Origin of the sequence: Rudaeicoccus suwonensis (assembly GCF_007829035.1) — a bacterium.
Taxonomy (GTDB): domain Bacteria; phylum Actinomycetota; class Actinomycetes; order Actinomycetales; family Dermatophilaceae; genus Rudaeicoccus; species Rudaeicoccus suwonensis.
In genome coordinates, this window is the sequence record NZ_VIVQ01000002.1 from 144,880 (window position 1) to 163,102 (window position 18,223).

Genomic DNA, 18,223 nt, shown 5'->3' on the forward strand with positions numbered 1-18,223 from the left:
CGTCCCGATCTGAATGCGTCCGATGCGGGCTAGTTGACTCCGCGCTCGACACCCTCCCAGTACGGCTGGCGCAGCTTGAACTTCTGCAGTTTGCCGGTCGCCGTCCGGGCGAGTTCATCTCTGAACTCGATGCGCTTGGGGCACTTGTAGCCCGCGAGGTTCTCGCGGCAGTGCGCGATCAGCTCAGCCTCGGTGACCTCGCCGTCGGTGACCACCAGCGCCGTCACCAGTTCGCCCCACTTCTCGTCGGGCACGCCGATCACCGCAACCTCCCGCACGCGCGGGTGGGACATGAGAGCGTCCTCGACCTCGATGGAGGAGACGTTCTCGCCGCCGCTGATGATGACATCCTTCTTGCGGTCGGAGATCGTCAGGTAGCCGCCCTCGAAGGCGCCGCCATCACCGGTGTGGAACCAGTTGTCGGCCAGCGCATCCGCCGTGGCGTCGGGGTTCTCCCAGTACGCCTCGAGATTGTGGTTGGACTGAGCCAGCACCTCGCCGGTGCCGTCGATCCGGACACGCACACCGATGGCGGGCGCCCCGGCCCGGCCGAGGTTGCGGGCCTGCTCGGTCGGCGTGAGGTCCTCCCATTCCTGTCGCATCCGGCTCATCGTCAGCAGCGGGGCTGTTTCGGTCAGGCCGTAGATCTGGATGAACTCCCAGCCGAGCTCGTCTCGAACCCGTTCAATGGTGCGTGTCGGCGGCGGCGCGCCCGCGACGACGATGCGGGTGCGGTCACGGCCGGGGATCGGACCATCCCAGGTCGCGGCTGCATCGAGTGCCGCTGCAACGACGGCGGGGGCCGCGCACATGAGCGTGACGCCATACTTCTCGACGCGGCGCAGGATCTCGGCGCCGTCCACCTTGCGCAGGACGATGTGCTCCCCGCCCATGCCGGTCACGGCATACGGCATGCCCCAGCCGTTCGCGTGAAACATCGGCAGCGTGTGCAGATAGACGTCGCGGTCGGAAACCCCTGTCTGCCAACCAAATACGGTCGCATTGAGCCACAAGTTGCGGTGTGTCAGCTGCACGCCCTTGGGGCGGGCGGTGGTGCCGGAGGTGTAGTTGATGGTCGCCGTCGCGTGCTCATCGCCTGCCCAGGGCGCGGGTTCATCGGTCGAACCCCAGAGGAGTTCGTCGGTCTCCTCGCCGAGCACGAACGAGTGCTTGCATGGGACCTCGTCGATCAGGTGGCGCAACTCGGGATCGACCATGAGCACCTCGGCACCGGAGTGCTCGATGATGTAGCGCACCTCGGGCACCGAGAGCCGGAAGTTCACCGGCACCAGCACCCGCCCCCAGCCGCTCACCCCGTAGAACGAGGTCATCAGGCGGGCGCTGTTGTGAGAAACCATCGCGACTCGGCCGCCGGTCGGCACACCCAGCCGGTCGAGGCCGGCTGCCTGCCCGCGGGCGAGGCGGGCCATGTCGGCATACGTGATCTGACCGCCGCCGAATCCCGCGGCCGGCTGGTCGGGTTCGTCGACGATGGCGGTGCGGTCGGGGTATGCCGTCGCGGCTCGATCGAGAAAGTCACGAACGATGAGGGGAAACTCCACGAGCGATCCTCCGGAAACTGGTGGGCGCCGCAGCACCCGCTGTAACAGCCGTCACATTCACCCTAGTGCGGCGGATGGCGCGGGCATCATCAGTTGGCCGAACTTCTCGCTCCTCAGACGGCGTTCAGCGATCACCTTCAGGCGTCGATCGACGTTCAGCCATCAACCCGCGTACGTATGGCGATCGCCTCGCCCGCGCGATAGTGCACGAGGCGCGTGACCCGTGTCATCGGCGAGACATCAGCGAGTTCCGGGTCGTCGATCACCCTTCGCATGACACCGGCGGCCTCATCGGAGATCCAGATGCCTTCGGCGTAACGAGCGCGCATCAGCTCGTCCATCCGCGTCGGCTCGGGCACGCTGCACAGGAATGACGAGCCGAAAACCACTGGCAACCGGCCAAATCCGAAGCCTGGAGCTGCGACTGCCGCAAAGGCGTCCCGTTTGGAGACCACGATGTCCTGCTGCTGGGCCAGCCGAGCCGCGCGGCGGATCCTCGTCTGCCGGTCGACCTCCTCCGGTTCGAGCAAGGACAGCATCGCATCGAGGGTCGCCGAGTCACGAGGGTCCAGGGGCTCGAGGTCGACGCCGCCGCGGTGGACGATGCTGTGGCGACCCAGCAGGGGCAGATCGCCAGCAGCTCTCAGCCCACCGGTTGACACGACCTCGGGTGGCAGGACATCGGCTGTCAACGCATCGGCGACCAATTCGAGGCCGGCCGCCGCACCGACACAGAGCAGTTCGAGGGTGAGTGGCTCGGCATACGTCTCGTCGAGGTAGTCGTCGAGCAGGCTCAGGATCCGCACCCCGTTGATCGGATCGTTGAGCGGTCGGACGGGCCCGTCAAGGTGGCGGACCAGGTGGCCGCGGCGGTCGCGCAGCAACTCGCGCCACAACTGAAAAGCGCGGTCGTCCGCCGGCAGTTGCCCACCGAGCACCGGGAAGTAGTCGACCAGTTGCAGGTCCTCGCCCGCCCTGCGCAACTCCATCGACGTTGCGCGTAGCAGGGACTGGACTGCCTTCCAACTGGTGAACCGCAGCCCTCTGCTTTCGAAGGCGGTCAGGGTGCCGTCGTCGCGGCCCGTCTCCTGCGCAACCGCCACGCACCATGACCGGAAGAGCGGCCCGTCGAAGACATCGACCGCGTCCGCGAACGCCGCGCGCACATCGTCACTCGTCATAGTCGGTTCAAACTAGCTGCTCGTGAGGAGCCGTATCGACCGGGCATCGGCGCCCAGACGACCCGAGCGGGGCAAGATGGTCAGTGTGAGCGCACCGAACCCAGCCCTGACCAATCTCCTCGGCATCGACGGACTCCTGCAGGAGGAGGAGCGAGACCTGCAGGCGATGGTCCGCAAGTTCGGCGACGACAAGCTGCGTCCGCATCTGGCGGAGTGGTTCGAGGCGGGCACCGTCCCGGCGCGCGACATCGCCCGCGAACTCGGCAAACTCGGCCTGCTCGGAATGCACCTCGAAGGCTACGGATGCGCCGAATCATCAGCAACCGCATACGGTTTGGCCTGCATGGAGCTTGAGGCCGTGGATTCGGGCGTGCGCTCGCTGATGTCCGTTCAGGGTTCGCTCGCGATGACCGCGATCCGCAAGTTCGGCAGCGAGGAGCAGAAGCAGGAGTGGCTGCCGCGTATGTCGGCCGGTCAGGCGATCGGCTGCTTCGGCCTGACCGAGCCGGATTTCGGTTCGGACCCCGGCGGCATGCGGACGCGCGCTCGGCGTGACGGTGACGACTGGGTGATCAATGGCAGCAAGATGTGGATCACCAGCGGCCCGGTTGCCGACGTCGCGGTCATCTGGGCCCAGACCGACGAGAAGATCCGCGGTTTCGTCGTGCCGACCGAGACGCCCGGCTTCGAGGCGACCGAGGTCGAGCGGAAGCTGTCACTACGTGCCTCGATCACCGGAGCATTGGCGTTCACCGACATGCGGTTGCCGAAAGACGCTGTGCTGCCTGAGGTTTCGGGCCTTCGCGGGCCGCTGTCGTGCTTGTCGGAGGCGCGCTTCGGCATCGTCTTCGGCGCCATGGGTGCCGCGCGTGACTGCCTCGAAGCGACACTGGAGTATGCCGAAAGCCGTCGCGTGTTCGACAAGTCGCTTGCGGCATACCAGTTGACGCAGGCGAAGCTCGCGGACATGGCGGTCGAACTCGCCAAGGGAATGCTGCTGGCCCTGCACCTGGGCCGGTTGAAGGATTCGACCGGTGTGACAAATGAGCAGGTCAGCCTCGGAAAGCTGAACAACTGCCGCGAGGCGATCAAGATCGCGCGCACCTGCCGGACGATCATGGCGGCGAATGGCATCACGCTGGACTACCCGGTGTTGCGGCACGCGAACAACCTTGAGTCGGTGATGACGTACGAGGGCACATCCGAGGTGCACCAGCTGATCATCGGTCAGGCCCTGACCGGCGAATCTTCTTTCCGCTGAGCCGCATTCGAGGTTGCTGACCATCAGTCTTCTCCTGGGACGCGGACGCCTCGGAGATCGGCCACGTTCGCGGGCTCAGTCGACGGGTCATGTCACGCGACTTCAGTCGGCGGGTCGTGTCCCATGGAGTTCAGTGACCAGGTCCTCTATGGCCAGGTCCGCAGACCAGCCAGCCGCATGCATCAGGCGCAGTTCAGTCGACGGGTCAGCGACGTTTCAGTCGGCGGGTTGCGGGTCTTGGTGCGGTGGTGTCGGGCGAGTTCAGTCGGCGGGTCGGGTGAGGTAGCGGCGGCCACTGGGGCTGGTCCAGGTGCATACCCCGTCGGTGGTCATGGTGACCTGCCACCGGGTTTGGTGTTTGACCCGGTGGTGGTGCCGGCACAGGCATTGCAGGTTCGCCGGGGTCGTGGGTCCGGTGGGCCAGGGGATCACGTGGTCGGCGTCGCAATACGTGGCGGGTTGGGTGCAGCCGGGGAACCGGCAGTGCTGGTCCCGGTCTTTGACGAATCGGGCAATGCCGGCGGTGGGGCGGTACTTGGTCGAGGTTGCTTGGACCAGCACACCGGTGGTCGCGTCCAGGAGTGTGCGTGCCAGGGACACTCCCAGCGTGCTGGTCAACGCGTGGACGTGGGAGGGCAGGATCGTGCCGACCCCCGGCACGATCACCGGACCCGCCCCCGCTATTGCCGGCGCTGACGCCGACGGCATGACGTGCCGTGATGGTGCGACCAGGTTGGCCGTGTCGGGCACAGTGACCGGGTTGGTCGGGGCACCAATGTCGGGGTAGTCACCGAAGTGCGGGTCGGCGGTGAAGACGCCGTCCAGTGGTGGGTCGGGTAGCGAGTCGACCAGGTGTGCCAGGGCGGTGTCCCAGTCGATTTCATGGTCAGGATCATCATCGAAGACGTCGTCGGGTGGTTCTGGCCACCCGCACGGGGACCATCCCTCGCCATCAAGGTTCCACTCTTCATCCGGTGGTGGGTTGTTCTCGGTACGGACGACCTGGGTCCAGCCCATGGTGTGCGGGTCGGGGAACAACCGGTCACACAACGCCGCGACCTGTGCCCGAGCAGTATCCGAACCATCACCGACCACAGCACCACTGCCTGCAGCACCGGCGATGGTCGCGGCGACTGCACCGCTGTCAACCGCAGTACCGGCGACAGCAGCCGTGGCGGCAGCAGCACCGGTGACGCCGGCTGCGGCGGATGCCGACCCTGCGGCGGTTGAGCACGCGGCGGTTGCCGCACCAGCCGCGGTTGCAGTGCTGGTCGTGGTGGTAGTTGCGGTGGCGTCGCCGGGGAATACCCCGGTCATGACGGGGATGTGGAAGGTCAGATGGGTGTCGACGTGGGCGTTCTGCAACACCAAATCCACCAACGCATCGACCCGGCATTGCGGCAAGCTGATCACCTCCACCGCGTCCTGGTGCAACTGACGGGCCAGCTGCTCGACTGCGGACATGATCCGCGCTGCTTGGGCTGAGTCCAGCACGACCTTGATCTCACTCAACCCCGGCACATGACTAGCGCGACAGGACACCCCGACCTCACGCTCCCTCGTCTTCGTACCGGATGTTTGGGCGGCGGTCGGGTCGAGGTCGGCCAGGATCCTCGGGACCCGCCTGGCAATCTGCGTGGTGGTCAACCCACCAATGCCTTGGTCTAAGAGTGCTGATTCGACTGCTGCCGCCACGTCCGTGGGTGCGGACCCCAACCCGGCGGTGACCTTGTGCATCTTCTCCGCCGCTAACCGGCCCGCGCCGACTTCCCGCAACAGTCTCGGTGTCAGCGTGACCGCGTCCAAGGCTTGGTCCAGGCGGGTGTCCGCTTGGCGTGGACCCCACGCCAGCAGGGCCCCGATCTCGGAGGAGACCCACTCGTTGGTCCACCCCAACTGGTGCCGCACCCACGACGTCACCGGCGGACCCTCGGTCTCACCGGACAGGTCGGTGACGTCTTCAATCGAAGCGACCTGCGCCATCCGCACCACCCGGGCACCATCCACCGAATTCGCCACCCGCTGCACGGCCTCGACCTGCGCCAGGAGTTCGTCCCGGGTCAACCCGGGCGCATCAGCGCAGATCACCTCGAACGCCCGCACCATCAACACACCCGCCGCTTCCAACAACTCCCCACTGGTGGCGTGCTCCACCGCTGACTCGGCCAGCAGTGGTGTGATCGACATACTTCATCGTACATACGTTCGAGGGCGTGGTCAAGTCCGATGACTCGGCCGCGCTCATGTCTCAAGACACCGGGAAGACTCAGTGCGCGGTCGCGGGCTGCGTCGGACGCCACGCGACTTGAGTGACGGCTGCACATCCGCCATCGATGACGGGATGACCTTTCACCGGCTGCGATAAGCCCTGGCCTGGATGAGTCCCCCGGTCGGCATCTCCGGGCAGAGATCACAGCCCGCGGCGCGGATGGCGGCGAGGGGTCACCTCCGACTGTGCGACCTCGCGCAGCGCTCGGCTCGCAGATCTCGCTCGGCGAACTCCACCTCGTGCATGAACGGGCTTGGCCAGGTGACGTTGGGCCGTTGCAGCCGACGAATTCTCCACCTCGCGCATGAACGGGCCCGGCCCTCAACCGCCCGACGATCGACGTATGCCCAGACAGGCCACTATCGGCCACGACCGCCGCCACCAACCACGTCATCCAGGGTTTTGTAAGCCAAACCTAAGTAAGTGTTCGGTAACTATGGCCAGTCTTACCTAAGTCACCGAGCCGTTCGGTGCGATTCCGGTGAGGTGAGCTGTACATGTTCAGATGGCGAAAGAGCCTGGCGTTCCTTGCAATAGGCGCAACCGCCACCATCACCGCAGGCTGCGGTTCGTCCAGCAGCAGCGGCAACTCCGTTCCCCAAGGACTCACCGGCCAACAGGCGCAGGGCTACGTCAACTCGCAGATCAGCAATGAGGACCGCTCCGCCGCGACAGTTCTCGACCCGCAACCTGGCAGCTTCCTGCACGGCAAGACCACCGTCTCGGTGCTCGGTTCGACCACGCCCAGCAACGGTGACGAAAACCCGTATGCCGTATGGCCTGTCACGCACACCGTCGGCACCGTGAAATCCGGAGACGTGCTGGTCGACGACTTCAACAACGAGTCCAACGACCAAGGCACCGGCACCACCATCGTCGACGTCCACACCGACGGCACGACGTCGGTCTTCGCCGACCTTCCGCACACAGTCGCCGGCTGCCCCGGCGGTGTCGGCCTCAGCACCGCAATGGTTCAACTGAGGACCGGATGGGTCATCGTCGGCAGCGTGCCGAGCACCGACGGCAAGACCGACACCGTCGGCCGCGGCTGCCTGCTCGTGCTCTCCCCAGAAGGCAAACTCGTCTCGACCATCACCGGCAGCTACCTCAACGGACCGTGGGACGCAACCGTCCGGGACAACGGCGACACCGCGACGCTTTTCGTCTCCAACACCGTTGTCGGACTTGCCCATTCGGCGACGGCGCAGTCCAGCCAGGGCGACGTCGTCCGCCTCTCGCTGAAGCAGACCACGACCTCTCCGCCGACGGTCACCGCCGAGCAGACCGTCGCATCTGGCCTGCTGGAGCGCGGCGACCCGTCCGCGTTCGTCAAGGGTCCGACCGGACTGGCCATCGCCAGCAACGGAACGCTGTATGTCGCAGACAACCTCAGCAACCGGATCGACGGCATACCGAACGCTCTGACCCGCACGACAACCGCAGGCACCGGTATGACGGTGTCGTCCGGTGGCCAACTGGCCGACCCGCTGGGGCTGGCGATCGCTCCGGACGGCGACCTCATCGCGGCGAACGCCCAGAACGGCAAGCTCGTCGAGATCACCACCACGGGTAAGCAGGTCGGCGAGTACTACGCGATCGAGAACACCGGTCAGGACCCGGCCGGCAACGGCGATCTGTTCGGCATCGCGATCAACCAGGCCGGCAACGGCATCCTGTTCGTCAAGGATGACGAAAACGTCCTCGCGGAGCTGCACTGATGCCAGGAACACCCGAAAAGCCATCAACAGCAGACTCTTCCGACGACGCGGTGGCGGTCCCGGCAGCGACGTCAAGCGGATCGGCGGACCAGTCCGGACCGCAGGCGCAGACCGACCGCTCCGGTCTGCGCCGCCGGTCCCTGCTGCGCGGCAGCGCGCTCGTCGGTGCCGGCGCAGTGGGCGGCGGCCTGCTCGGCGGTCTTGCCGGCCGTGCCACCGCGGCCAACGCCACCAGCAGCAGTCAGCTGCGCGAGTCGTTCTACGGCAAGCACCAGTCCGGCATCATCAGCAACACCCAGAAGCAGACCGTGCTCGCGGCCTTCGACGTGAGCTCCGCCAGCCGCTCCGACCTGTCGGCCCTGATGCAGGCATGGTCGGCACTCGCAGCGCCACTCACCTCCGGTGTCTCCCACACCGTGCCGATCTATCGCAGCAGCACCGACACCGGCGCCGCGTATGCCGATGCCACCAACGCGTCGACAACCGACGATTCCCTCGAGGCCTACCAGCTCGGGCCCTCACGACTCACGCTCACCGTCGGTTTCGGTCGCAGCCTGTTCGTCGACGGGACCGGCAGGGACAGATTCGGCCTCGCCTCGCAGCTGCCCGACCAACTGGCAGCTCTGCCGCACTTCCCGGGAGAGCAACTGACCGCGACGGACAGCGATGGCGACCTGTTCCTGCAGGCGTGCGCCGACGACGCCCAGGTCGCCTTCCACGCCGTCCGCAGCATCGCCCGCATCGCCCCCGATGTCGCCACCCTGCGCTGGACCCAACTGGGGTACACCCCCGACAACACCGGCGGAACCCCGCGCAACCTCATGGGTTTCAAGGACGGCACCATCGACTCGAACCTGCACCCGCCGACAAATCTCGACACGACCGTGTGGGCCGGAGCAGAAGGGCCGGTGTGGATGCAGGGCGGCAGCTACCTGGTCTACCGACGGATTCGTATGACGCTCGAGCACTGGGACCGCCTGGCGCCAAGCGACCAGGAACAGGTCATCGGTCGCCACAAACTGACCGGCGCTCCGCTGGGGGAGGACAACGAGTTCGCGCCCCTGAGGATGAGCTCCGCCATACCTGTCGATGCGCATGTCCGGCTCGCTGCACCGCAGACCAACGCGGGTGCGGTGATCCTGCGCCGCGCGTTCTCGTACAACAACGGCACCACCCAGTTCACCGAGCGGTGGCCCCCGTGGCGGCAGGCGCTGGAGTATGACGCGGGCCTGCTCTTCCTCGCCTACCAGCAGGACCCGCGAAAAGCGTTCGTGCCGATCAACACTCGGCTGTCGCAGCAGGACGCGATGAACCAGTTCACGACGCACACCGCGAGCGCGGTTTTCGCCGTGCCACCGGGCATCACCGGACCGGGCGACTGGTTCGGACGATCGCTGCTGAGCTGACCCGGCACACCGAACGCCGGCCCAACCCCGTCACCACAACCGAAAGACAGCCGATGAATGACTTCCTGAGCCGGCCATCGAGACGCTCCGTGCTCACCGCCGCCGGCGCCGCGCTCGTGGCCGGGACCGCTGCCGCATGCGGATCCGGTTCCAGCTCCTCCCACGGCAGCGCGAGCGAGACCATCACCCTCTACAACGCCCAGCACCCACAGACGACCGACGCGATGATCTCGGCGTTCACCGCCCAGACCGGGATCAAGGTCCGCGTGGTCAACGACGACGAGGACGTGCTGACCGCGCAACTGGAGCAGGAGGGCAGCAACTCACCCGCCGACGTGTTCTACACCGAGAACTCCAACTGGCTGCAGCAACTGGCCGACCGCAAGATGCTGGCCACCGTCGACGCTGCTACCCGCGCGGGAATCCCCAAGGCGGACAGCGCAATTGACGGCAGCTGGGTCGGCATTTCGGCACGTATCAGCGCGCTGATCTACAACCCCGCCAAGATCGGTGCGGCGGATCTGCCGACGACCATCGCCGCGATGGCGGATCGCACATACAAGGGTCGCTTGGAGATCGCGCCGTCAGAGACCGACTTCTGGCCGTTGGTCTGCTCGGTGGCGCGCGCCACCGGCAATGCGGCGACCCTCACCTGGTTGAACGGGCTCAAGACCAATGCGGGTGCCGGCGACAACGTGCCCGACAACGAGACGCTGTCCAGCGACGTGAACCAGGGCACCACCGACTTCGCGGTGATCAACCACTACTACTTCTACCGGCTGCGCGCCGAACTCGGTCAGAACGCGATGAATGCCAAGCTCGCCTACTTCGCCCCGGGCGACCCCGGCTTCGTGCGTGCGATCTCCGGCGCCGCGATCCTGAAGTCGAGCAAGCACCAGGCGGCTGCGCAGAAGTTCCTGGCATTCATGACCGCCGAAGCTGGTCAGACCGTTCTGGCCCACGGACAGAGCTACGAATACCCGCTGCGCGCGGGCGTGAGCGCCAACGTGCAGCTGCCGCCGCTGTCGTCATACAAGACGAATTCGTTCGACCCGGCCGACCTCGGCACCGGTGAGACAGCCAAGACACTGCTGCAGCAGAGCGGCCTGATGTGAGCGGACTGCGAGGTCTGGGGGACCTCGCGAGAGGCCGCCTCGTCGTCGCTGTCAGCGCGGTCGTCGCCGTCGTCATGCTGCTGCCACTCGTGCTGGTCGTGCTCGACGTCCACTCGGCCGGCTGGGCCGAGATCCACCGGGTGCTCTTCCGCCAGCGCTCGGCGATGCTGCTCACCAACACGACGGAGCTGGCGGCTTCGGTCGTCGTACTCGCGACCATGCTCGGGGTGGCAGCAGCGATGCTCACCGAACGTATGACGCTGCCGTGGCGACCGTTGTGGACAGTCCTGCTGGTGCTGCCGATCGCGATGCCGGACTTCGTCGTGGGATACACCTGGCACACACTGTGGCCCACCCTCGACCCGCTCGGGGCATCGGTTGCTGTCATGACTCTGGGCAGCTATCCCCTTGTTTATCTTCCGGTTTCGGCCGCTTTGCGCCGCAGTGACATTACCCTCGAGGACACCGCGCGCAGCCTCGGCGCGGGGACCGTGCGCACCTTTGCCCGCATCACCCTGCCGCAGATCCGCATCGCCGCCGCCGGCGGGGCGGTGCTGGTCTTCCTCACCGTCATCTCCGAATACGGCGCGTTCGAGGTGTTGCGCTTCAACACCTTCACCACCGAGATCTTCAGCGAGTTTCAGTTCGAGCCGGATGCTGCAGGAGCGCTGTCGATCCCGTTGGTGCTGATGGGTTTGTCAGCTCTCCTGCTCGAATCGTTGCTGATCCGAAGGCAATCGAGCTTCCGCCAGCCTCGACGGACGCAATCTCGCACGGCCGCATGGCGACTCCGCCAACTGCCGGCACTGCTGGTGGTGCTGGTGCCGACCGGCTTCGGCATCGCGCTGCCGATCGCGACCCTCGTGTACTGGATGCGACAGGGGCAGCACGCCACCCTCCCGGCCGTGGCCACGCTGGGCCAAGCCACCTGGGAATCAGTCAAATTCAGCGCCGGTGGTGCCGTGGTGGCGGTCCTTGCGGCGCTTCCGGTCGCGATGCTGACGTTTCGCCGCCACAGCACGACACGCACGTTGATCGATCGAGCCGGTTTCGTGACCCAAGCCCTGCCAGGCATCGTCGTCGCGCTCAGCCTGGTCTACCTGACCACCAGATACGTCTTCTCCTGGTACCAGACCGGGCCGCTGCTGGTCCTGGGCTACGCGATCATCCACTTCCCACTCGCCCAGGTCTGTGTGAAATCGGCCGCAGCCACTGCCTCCGCCCGGCTGTATGACGTCGGCGTCTCCCTCGGCCGCACCCCCTTGACGGTCTTTGTGCGAGTCACGCTGCCGCTGCTCGCACCCGGCCTGGCCGCCGGACTGTGCCTGGTGTTCCTCACTGCCATAACGGAACTCACGGCAACGCTCGTCTTGGCGCCGATTGGTGTAAGTACTCTGGCGACGCAGTTCTGGGCGTTCCAGGGCAACGTGGCGTATGCCGCCGCCGCGCCATACGCCCTGATGATCGTCGCGCTCGCGGTGGTGCCCGGCGCCCTCCTCGGCCTGTGGTTTGCGCGCGAACCCGGCGGGACTCAGCGGGTGACAGCATGACCGAACATCACGTGCCGACAACGCCGCCGGCCGCCCCTGCAGCAATCGAACTGCGAGGCGTGAACAAGAGCTTCGGCGCCACGGCCGTCATACACGGCGTCGATCTGAAGATCGAAAGTGGTTCTGTTACAGCGATTCTCGGCGCTTCTGGCAGCGGTAAGACCACGTTGCTGCGGCTCATCGCCGGCTTCGAGTCACCCGACTCAGGCACCATCACCCTGGGCGCGCAGGTGGTGACCGGGGCCGGGCGCTCGATGCGACCGCAGCACCGTGGCGTGGGCTACGTGCCGCAGGACGCCGCGCTCTTTCCGCATCTGACCGTCGCGGGGAATGTCGCCTTCGGCATGAGCGGTTCTCGCAGCGAACGCCGCACCCACACAGTCGAATTGCTCGATCGAGTGGGTCTCGGCGGACTGGAGCGCCGCTACCCGCACCAACTGTCCGGCGGTCAGCAACAACGTGTCGCGCTCGCCCGGGCACTGGCGATCCAACCGCGAATCGTGTTGCTGGACGAGCCTTTCGGCTCACTGGACTCGGGTTTGCGAGAGTCGGTGCGCGCGGAGGTTCGCGGCATACTCACTGCCACGGGCGTCACGTCGATTCTCGTCACGCACGACCAGGCGGAGGCACTGTCGTTTGCAGACCACGTCGCAATGCTCGCCAATGGCGTTGTGGTTGCTCATGATTCGCCGCAGGAGCTGTACCATCACCCGCCGACCGCTCAGGTTGCCCGGTTGCTCGGCGCAGCGAACCTCCTGCCCACCACGCGCACCGAGCGTGGCCTGCGGTGCATCTTCGGGGAGTATGACGCCGCAGGCCCCACGGACGAACGGCGCTTGGTGTTGCTGCGCCCGGAACAACTCGAGCTCACCGACGACCTCGCACCCGCCGCAGTCACGGCCAGGGTGCAGCGTGTTCGTTTTCAGGGTGGGGTGAGTCTGGTCGACGTGCGGACGTCCGGCAGTGACGGGATCGATCTGCTGGTGCAGACCACGGGGTCGCCTCCGGAGACCGGATCCACGGTGGGTGTGAAGGCCTGCGGCATACCGCATATCTGCCGGGGGTGAACCTGCTGCGTCCGCGTCGGCGACCCGGTCGATCACGGACGTTAAGGCTCAGATGACGAGCTCGGCCACCTGCAGCGCGTTGAGCGCCGAGCCCTTGCGCAGGTTGTCCGCGCAGATGAACAGCTCGATCGACCGGGGGAAACCCTCGAGCTGACGGACGCGGCCGGCGAACACCGGATCCGCACCGACGACGTCGACCGGCATCGGCCATTCGTCATCGGGAGTGTCATTCGAACCATCAAGCACAACAACGGAGTTCGATGACTCTGTGAGCACCCGGACCGCATCATCGCGCTGTATGTCGGCCGCGAACGTTGCGTGCAGCGACACCGAGTGCGTGCGCACCACCGGCACCTGCACACAGGTCACTGCGACCGGCAGATCGGGCACCCGCAGCAGCGACCGCAACTCATCGCGCACCGCGAGCTCCGACGTCGTGGCGCCGTCGACCGCCGGCTCACCGACCCACGGGATGACGTTGTAGGCCACCGGCGCCGGAAAAGGTGAGTCACCCAGATCGGACAGCATCCGCCGCACATCGCCCGGAGACTGACCGACCCCGTCGTTGCCGGCCAGCTCCATGGTCTCGGCATACAGCCGCACCGCACCCGCGATGCCAGCATCCGTCACCGCCTGGAAGGTCGTGGCCACGACCGAGGTGAGCTGCCAGGTCGCGTGCAAGGACGCCAGCGAACCGACCATCATCAACGTGGCGCCGCTCGGGCTTGCCACGATGCCGGCCGGATGGTGCCGAGCGGCATCCGGGTTGATCTCGGGCACCACCAGCGGCACGTCCGGATCGGCGACGAACCGGCCGGAGTTGTCGATCACCACCGCCCCCGCCGCCACCGCGACCGGGGTCCACATCTCGGCGACGTCGGCAGGCACCGCCATGACGACGACGTCAGCGCCCTCGAATGCCTTCACCGACAGCTGCTGCACCAGGCAGTCGTGGCCCAGGATGCTCATCCGGCGCCCGACCGAGCGGTCCGACGCGATCGGGCGAATCTCACCCCAGACGTCGTCCCTCGTCGGCAGCAGCGATAGCAGCGACAGCCCGACGACGCCGGTGGCGCCAACGAGTGCGAGCGTCGGCTTCGACTGCCCCATCGCGTTCACCGCTGTGCGGCGATGACCTCGGCGATCTGAATCGTGTTGAGGGCAGCGCCCTTTCGCAAGTTGTCGTTCGAGACGAACAGCACGAGGCCCTTGTCGTCTGCCACTGCCTGGTCCTGCCTGATCCGGCCCACGTATGACGGATCCTGACCCGCCGCCTCGAGCGGCGTCGGCACCTCGGTCACCACGACGCCGGGAGCGACCGACAACAGGTCACGAGCCTGACCGGCGGTGATGGGCCGCTCGAACTCGGCATGGATCGCGAGCGAGTGGCCGGTGAACACGGGCACCCGGACGCAGGTGCCGGAGACCAACAGGTCGGGCAGGCCGAGGATCTTGCGCGACTCGTTGCGCAGCTTCTGCTCCTCGTCGGTTTCTCCGCTGCCGTCGTCGACCACCGATCCGGCCATGGCGAGCACGTTGAAGGCAATGGGCGCCACATACTTCTTGGCCGGGCCGAGCTCGACAGCGGCACCATCGTGGGTGAGCTGCTCGAGGTTGCCCTCGACGCCCTGGCGGATCTGACCGGCGAGCTCTTCGACTCCGGCAAGGCCGGATCCGGAGACCGCCTGGTAGCTGGCGACTGTGAGGCGGCGCAGGCCGGCCGCTGCCGACAACGGTTTCAGCACCGGCATCGCGGCCATCGTCGTGCAGTTGGGGTTGGCGATGATGCCCTTGCGGGCGTCGGCGATCGCTTCGGGGTTGACCTCCGAGACGACCAGCGGCACGTCGGGGTCCATGCGCCAGGCGGAGGAGTTGTCGATGACGGTGACGCCGGCCGCGGCGAACTTCGGCGCCAGCTCACGCGAGGTCGCGCCGCCCGCGGAGAAGATCGCGATGTCGAGCCCGGTCGGGTCGGCGGTGGTGGCGTCTTCGACGGCGAGCCGGTCGTTGTGCCAGTTCACCTCGCGCCCTGCGGAGCGAGGTGAGGCGAACAGGCGCAACTCGTCGACGGGGAATTCGCGCTCGGCCAACAACCGCAGAACGACTCCGCCGACCTGCCCGGTCGCGCCGACGACTCCGACCTTCATCGGCCACTCCCTCCGTAGACGACTGCTTCACCGTCGGCGGCGTCGAGGCCGAAGGCGGTGTGCACCGCGCGCACGGCGTTGTCGAGCTGGTCGTCGCGAGTCACGACCGAGACGCGGATCTCGGAGGTCGAGATCATCTCGATGTTGATGCCGCTGTCGGCGAGCGCCTGGAACAGCGTCGCCGAGACCCCCGGGTGAGACCGCATCCCGGAACCGACGAGCGAGAGCTTGCCGATCTGGTCGTCATACTGCAGCTGCTCGAACCCGAGTTCGGCCTTCACGCTCTGCAGCACCCGCACGGCGCGCTGACCGTCGGTCTTGGGCAGGGTGAACGACACGTCGGTGCGACCCGTCGCGATGGCCGAGACGTTCTGGACGATCATGTCGATGTTGATCTGCTGCTCGGCTATCGCCTTGAAGATCGAGGCGGCCTGGCCAGGCGAATCACTCACACCGACGACCGTGATCTTCGCCTCGCTGCGGTCGTGCGCCACTCCGGCGATGATCGGGGCTTCCACGTCGTCTTCTCCTTGTGTTTCGTAGACCCAGGTGCCCTCGCGGTGACTGAACGAGGACCGCACGTGGATCGGCATACCGAACCGGCGTGCATATTCGACACACCGCAACATCAGCACCTTCGCGCCGGAGGCTGCCATCTCCTGCATCTCCTCGTTGGTGATGCGGTCGATCTTGCGGGCGGTCGGCACGATGCGCGGGTCGGCGGTGAAGATCCCGTCGACATCGGTGTAGATCTCGCAGACGTCGGCCTTGAGCGCGGCCGCCAGCGCGACAGCAGTCGTGTCGGAGCCGCCACGGCCGAGGGTGGTGATCTCTTTGGTGTTCTGGCTGACGCCCTGGAAACCGGCGACGATCACGATGTGTCCGGCGTCGAGCGCCTCGGTGATGCGGCCGGGTGTGACGTCGATGATGCGGGCGCGACCGTGCACGTCGTCGGTGATGACGCCGGCCTGCGAGCCGGTGAAGGAACGCGCGGAGTCACCGAGATTGGCGATCGCCATCGACACCAGCGCCATCGACATACGCTCACCGGCAGTCAGGAGCATGTCGAGCTCGCGCTCCGGCGGGTCGGGCGAGACGGCATCGGCCAGGTCGAGCAACTCATCGGTGGTGTCACCCATCGCCGAGACGACGACACAGACCCGGTTTCCGGCCTTGCGAGTGTCGACGATGCGACGGGCGACGCGCTTGATGCTGTCGGCGTCGGCCAGCGAGGAACCGCCATACTTCTGGACAACGAGAGGCACAGGCTTGAGGCTTTCTGCAGAAAGTGGCGCGAGTCGGCTGGGCTCTGATTCTAACGAGGCCGGTGGGTCGCCGAGGCGGTGGCCGGATGCCGGACGCGGACACGACACGGGCTCGTGACGTGGCACCTGGCGCGGCTGGTTGGCAGATGCCGGCTGCGGGTTGACCTCACCCGGTCACGAGTGGCACGCGACGGCCCACGTGCCGCGCGAATGGCACGCAACGGCGACCCGGGCCGCTGCGCGCGATACGAACAGCCCGCACGTCACGCGAATGGCACGCAATGGCCCCCCGCATAACGCGAATGGCACGCAATGGCCCCCTGTCGCACGATTCCGGGCACCTACGTGACACTCGCGGCCACGACGGGCGCGTGCGTGACACTCGCGGCGACCCGGGCCGCTGCGCGCCATACAAACGGCCCCCACGTCACACGAGTGGCACGGAACTGTCCGCGCGTCACGCGAATGGCACGCCGCGGCGACCCGGGCCGCTGCGCGCCATACGAACGGCCCCCACGCCACACGAACGGCACGCAACTGCCCGCGCGTCACGCGAATGGCACGCAACAGCCCGCGCGCCACGCGAATGGCACGCAATAGCCCCCTGTCGCACGATTCCGGGCACCTACGTGACACTCGCGGCGACCCCAGGCGGCCACACGAGATGTCACCAATTGCCGGATCAACCCACCCGAACCGACCACAACTGACACTTCGCGCGCGAAGTGGACCGCCCGCCCGACCACGCGACCGCCCCGCCCGACCACCTCGGACGCGAACACGCTTGAGATCCCGCGTTTGGGCCATTTCGAGCTTCGATGAAAGAATGGCTCAGTGACGAGTAGCTCAGAGGGCGTGGCCGACCTGTCGGCATCCGCCCGCCCCACGACGACGGGACCTGCGCTGCTCCCCCTCGCCTGGCGCACCTACCGAGCTCCGCGCTGGTGGTTCGAGGTCGCGCTGGTCGTGATTCTCGATGTGGTCTACGAACACCTGCGTGACCTGGTTCCCACCCACCAGCAGCAGGCGATCAACCGCGGGCTCAACATCCTGCACTTCACGCAACGACTGCACTGGGATGTCGAACTCAGCATCAACCACTTCGTGGTGCACCACGAGTGGCTGGCCCAGATCGCCAACTACGACTATTCGTTCTTTCACCTGCCGGTCACCGCGGGTGTGCTGATCTGGCTGTTCTGGCGGCACCGTCGTGTCTACCGCACCGCCCGAATGGTGCTGCTGCTCACCACGCTGCTCGGCCTGATCGGCTTCTGGATCTTCCCGATGGCCCCGCCCCGGCTTCTGCCCGGTGGCGGCTTCGTCGACACCGTCGTCTACTTCAAGACGCTCGGCTCCTGGGGCAGCCCGGCGGTGGCCGACCACTCCAACCTGTATGCCGCAATGCCCAGCCTGCACTGCGCCTGGTCACTGTGGGTCGGCCTCTCGGTGTTCTTCGTTGCGCGCAACAAGATCGTGCGGACCATTTCGGTGTTCTACCCGTTCTGGACCGTCTTCGTGGTGATAGCGACTGCCAACCACTTCCTGCTCGACGCGCTGGCCGGCTGGTCGTGCATCGGTCTGTCAGCGCTTGCGGTGTGGGTGCTCTACGGCCGCAACGCCTGGGCGCCGGCGCTGACCGCGGAGGAGCAGACACTCACCCGTCAGGAGTTGCGCCGACTGCC

Annotated in this window: 12 protein-coding genes and 1 pseudogene; 7 read left to right on the forward strand and 6 right to left on the reverse strand. The window is 66.6% G+C overall.

Annotated features, from left to right (window positions below; all coding sequences use genetic code 11):
* Nucleotides 1-29 precede the first annotated feature (29 nt).
* The gene (locus BKA23_RS11905) at nucleotides 30-1,562 is read right to left on the reverse strand and encodes an AMP-binding protein (RefSeq protein WP_145228795.1); all 1,533 of its coding nucleotides are present in this window, start codon (nucleotides 1,560-1,562) and stop codon (nucleotides 30-32) included.
* A 155-nt stretch (nucleotides 1,563-1,717) separates the two neighbouring features.
* Entirely contained in the window at nucleotides 1,718-2,743 is a 1,026-nt protein-coding gene (locus BKA23_RS11910) for a DUF2332 family protein (protein WP_145228796.1), read from the reverse strand.
* 76 nt (nucleotides 2,744-2,819) lie between these two features.
* Here BKA23_RS11910 and BKA23_RS11915 point away from each other — a divergent pair, with 76 nt between their 5' ends.
* Nucleotides 2,820-4,004 carry an acyl-CoA dehydrogenase family protein gene (locus BKA23_RS11915; RefSeq protein WP_145229558.1) on the forward strand — a complete coding sequence of 395 codons (1,185 nt, stop codon included), beginning with the start codon at nucleotides 2,820-2,822 and terminating at the stop codon, nucleotides 4,002-4,004.
* A gap of 261 nt (nucleotides 4,005-4,265) precedes the next feature.
* Here the strand turns inward: BKA23_RS11915 and BKA23_RS11920 are convergent, their stop codons facing one another.
* Nucleotides 4,266-6,191: an HNH endonuclease signature motif containing protein gene (locus BKA23_RS11920; RefSeq protein WP_145228797.1), complete on the reverse strand. Its 1,926-nt coding sequence runs from the start codon at nucleotides 6,189-6,191 to the stop codon at nucleotides 4,266-4,268.
* A gap of 579 nt (nucleotides 6,192-6,770) precedes the next feature.
* Here BKA23_RS11920 and BKA23_RS11925 point away from each other — a divergent pair.
* From BKA23_RS11925 to BKA23_RS11945, 5 genes are read left to right on the forward strand one after another with little or no spacing between them, the layout of a single operon-like run.
* Nucleotides 6,771-7,991: an NHL repeat-containing protein gene (locus BKA23_RS11925; protein WP_145228798.1), complete on the forward strand. Its 1,221-nt coding sequence runs from the start codon at nucleotides 6,771-6,773 to the stop codon at nucleotides 7,989-7,991.
* Nucleotides 7,991-9,397, forward strand: coding sequence for a Dyp-type peroxidase (locus BKA23_RS11930; protein ID WP_145228799.1), 1,407 nt, complete (start codon nucleotides 7,991-7,993; stop codon nucleotides 9,395-9,397). Before BKA23_RS11925 ends, BKA23_RS11930 begins: the two co-directional genes overlap by 1 nt.
* A gap of 53 nt (nucleotides 9,398-9,450) precedes the next feature.
* A complete protein-coding gene (locus tag BKA23_RS11935) occupies nucleotides 9,451-10,512 on the forward strand; it encodes an extracellular solute-binding protein (protein ID WP_145228800.1) in 1,062 nt (353 codons plus the stop codon).
* Nucleotides 10,509-12,062 (forward strand): ABC transporter permease, encoded by a 1,554-nt coding sequence (locus BKA23_RS11940; protein WP_145228801.1) that lies wholly within the window; start codon nucleotides 10,509-10,511, stop codon nucleotides 12,060-12,062. Before BKA23_RS11935 ends, BKA23_RS11940 begins: the two co-directional genes overlap by 4 nt.
* Nucleotides 12,059-13,129: an ABC transporter ATP-binding protein gene (locus tag BKA23_RS11945; RefSeq protein ID WP_145228802.1), complete on the forward strand. Its 1,071-nt coding sequence runs from the start codon at nucleotides 12,059-12,061 to the stop codon at nucleotides 13,127-13,129. Before BKA23_RS11940 ends, BKA23_RS11945 begins: the two co-directional genes overlap by 4 nt.
* Before the next feature lie 48 nt (nucleotides 13,130-13,177).
* On the opposite strand, the gene BKA23_RS11950 is transcribed toward BKA23_RS11945, so the two are convergent.
* The 3 genes from BKA23_RS11950 to BKA23_RS11960 are packed head-to-tail and all read right to left on the reverse strand — an operon-like array spanning nucleotide 13,178 to nucleotide 16,541.
* Complete coding sequence (locus BKA23_RS11950) at nucleotides 13,178-14,239, reverse strand: aspartate-semialdehyde dehydrogenase (RefSeq protein WP_145228803.1); 1,062 nt, start codon at nucleotides 14,237-14,239, stop codon at nucleotides 13,178-13,180.
* 5 nt (nucleotides 14,240-14,244) lie between these two features.
* On the reverse strand, nucleotides 14,245-15,276 hold the full coding sequence (locus BKA23_RS11955) for an aspartate-semialdehyde dehydrogenase (protein ID WP_145228804.1): 1,032 nt from the start codon (nucleotides 15,274-15,276) through the stop codon (nucleotides 14,245-14,247).
* Nucleotides 15,273-16,541: an aspartate kinase gene (locus BKA23_RS11960; RefSeq protein WP_145228805.1), complete on the reverse strand. Its 1,269-nt coding sequence runs from the start codon at nucleotides 16,539-16,541 to the stop codon at nucleotides 15,273-15,275. Before BKA23_RS11960 ends, BKA23_RS11955 begins: the two co-directional genes overlap by 4 nt.
* 978 nt (nucleotides 16,542-17,519) lie before the next feature.
* On the opposite strand from BKA23_RS11960, the pseudogene BKA23_RS18015 reads away from it, so the two are divergent.
* Nucleotides 17,520-18,119: pseudogene (locus BKA23_RS18015) on the forward strand (phosphatase PAP2 family protein); the annotation flags it as partial.
* Between the last annotated feature and the right edge of the window lie 104 nt (nucleotides 18,120-18,223).

Bases quoted from the DNA above. Each gene is read 5' to 3' on its own strand.
- BKA23_RS11955 (WP_145228804.1), bottom strand. From the start codon at position 15,276: ATGAAGGTCGGAGTCGTCGGCGCGACCGGGCAGGTCGGCGGAGTCGTT.
- BKA23_RS11945 (WP_145228802.1), top strand. From the start codon at position 12,059: ATGACCGAACATCACGTGCCGACAACGCCGCCGGCCGCCCCTGCAGCA.
- BKA23_RS11915 (WP_145229558.1), top strand. From the start codon at position 2,820: ATGGTCAGTGTGAGCGCACCGAACCCAGCCCTGACCAATCTCCTCGGC.
- BKA23_RS11920 (WP_145228797.1), bottom strand. From the start codon at position 6,191: ATGTCGATCACACCACTGCTGGCCGAGTCAGCGGTGGAGCACGCCACC.
- BKA23_RS11925 (WP_145228798.1), top strand. From the start codon at position 6,771: ATGTTCAGATGGCGAAAGAGCCTGGCGTTCCTTGCAATAGGCGCAACC.
- BKA23_RS11910 (WP_145228796.1), bottom strand. From the start codon at position 2,743: ATGACGAGTGACGATGTGCGCGCGGCGTTCGCGGACGCGGTCGATGTC.
- BKA23_RS11930 (WP_145228799.1), top strand. From the start codon at position 7,991: ATGCCAGGAACACCCGAAAAGCCATCAACAGCAGACTCTTCCGACGAC.
- BKA23_RS11935 (WP_145228800.1), top strand. From the start codon at position 9,451: ATGAATGACTTCCTGAGCCGGCCATCGAGACGCTCCGTGCTCACCGCC.
- BKA23_RS11950 (WP_145228803.1), bottom strand. From the start codon at position 14,239: ATGGGGCAGTCGAAGCCGACGCTCGCACTCGTTGGCGCCACCGGCGTC.